Origin of the sequence: Streptomyces hainanensis, assembly GCF_004348415.1 — a bacterium.
GTDB classification, from domain to species: domain Bacteria; phylum Actinomycetota; class Actinomycetes; order Streptomycetales; family Streptomycetaceae; genus Streptomyces; species Streptomyces hainanensis.
Genome location: NZ_SMKI01000820.1, coordinates 1 through 1,439, shown reverse-complemented (window position 1 = coordinate 1,439; position 1,439 = coordinate 1). Strand labels below are relative to the sequence as shown.

1 protein-coding gene is annotated in these 1,439 nt (G+C 79.8%); it reads right to left on the bottom strand.

What is annotated here, in order from left to right:
- The coding region (locus E1283_RS36200; protein ID WP_243745348.1) for a proton-conducting transporter transmembrane domain-containing protein at nucleotides 1–1,439 on the bottom strand (1,439 nt) is incomplete at both ends.

Sequence of the window (1,439 nt, the reverse complement as noted above, 5' to 3'; positions counted from 1 at the left end):
ACCCACTCCCAGGCGCGCCCGGCCGTGCCCTCCGGGCCGCCGAGCACCGCCGCCACGCCGTCCCGCAGCGGCGGCAGCGCGGCCACCGCCAGGGCCGGACAGCCGACGGCCAACAGGAGCAGCGCGGCACCGGCCGGTACCGGGACGCGCCGCGCGCCGGCCCCGGCCGTGGCCCCGGCGGCGTCCGGCGGCGGCCGCCAGACGAACCACAGCACCCTGGCGCCGTAGCCGGCGGCCAACGCCGTGGCGGCGAGCCCCGCCGCGTACAGCCACGGCGAGTCGTCGAGCGCCGCCGCCAGCACCATGTCCTTGGCGGCCCACAGCGCCAACGGCGGCAGCCCGGCGAGCGCGGCCAGCGCCACCGTGAAGGCCGGCCCCGCGCCGCGCGGTCCGCGCCGCGCGGCGCCCCGCAGGCCGCGCAGCCGCTCCGTGCCGAGCGCGGCCAGCCAGACCCCCGCCACCAGGAACGCCAGGCTCTTGGCGGCGGCGTGCGCCATCAGCTGGAGGACCCCGCCCGCCCGGGCGCCGACCCCGGCGGCCAGCACCAGCAGGCCCACCTGGGCGCAGGTCGAGGCGGCGAGCAGCTGCTTCAGCTCGGCCTGGGCCAGGGCCACCAGGCCCAGCGCGACGGCGGTCGCCGCGCCCGTCCAGGCGACCAGCGGCGCGCCCCACCCGGAGGCGTCGAGCAGCGGTCCGGTGCGCAGCAGCAGATAGCCGCCGGCCGCCACCATGGTCGCCGAGTGCAGCAGCGCCGAGACCGGAGCCGGGCCCCGCATGGCGTGCGACAGCCAGAAGCTGAACGGGAGTTGGGCCGACTTGCCGAGCGCGGCCAGCACCACGCCCGCGGTGACCAGGGAGCGCCAGGGCTCGGCCGCCGACGGCAGGTCGGCCAGCGCCAGCGAGGCCGTCGGGGCGCCGGCGAGCGCCGCGCCCGCCGCGAGATAGAGCCCGAGGTCCGCGGCGCGGGTGGTGAGGAAGGCGGTGTCGGCGGCGCCGACCCGGCCGGGCTCCCGCCACCGGTAGCCGATCAGCGCCCAGGACGCGGCGCCCATCACCTCCCAGCCCATCAGCAGCACCGGCAGCGAGACGGCCGTCACCGTGACCAGCATCGCCCCGGCGAAGACCAGCATCAGCCCGAAGAACCGGGCACGCGCCGCGCCTTCCGCGAACTCCCCGGCGCAGAACAGCAGGACCAGCAGGGTGACCACCGCGACCGTGAGCACCAGGAAGGCCGAGAGCCCGTCGACCGCGAGCCGCACCGGCAGGCCGGCGAGCAGCGGCGCCTCCGCCCGGGGCCGGACCACGGCGGCCAGCACCGCGAGCCCGGCGACGGCCCCGGCCACCCCGACCCCGACCGCGGCGGCGACCCGGTCGGCGAACCGGCCGGCCAGCGCCAGGGCCGCGCCGCCCGCCAACGGCAGCCCGACCAGGGCCCACAG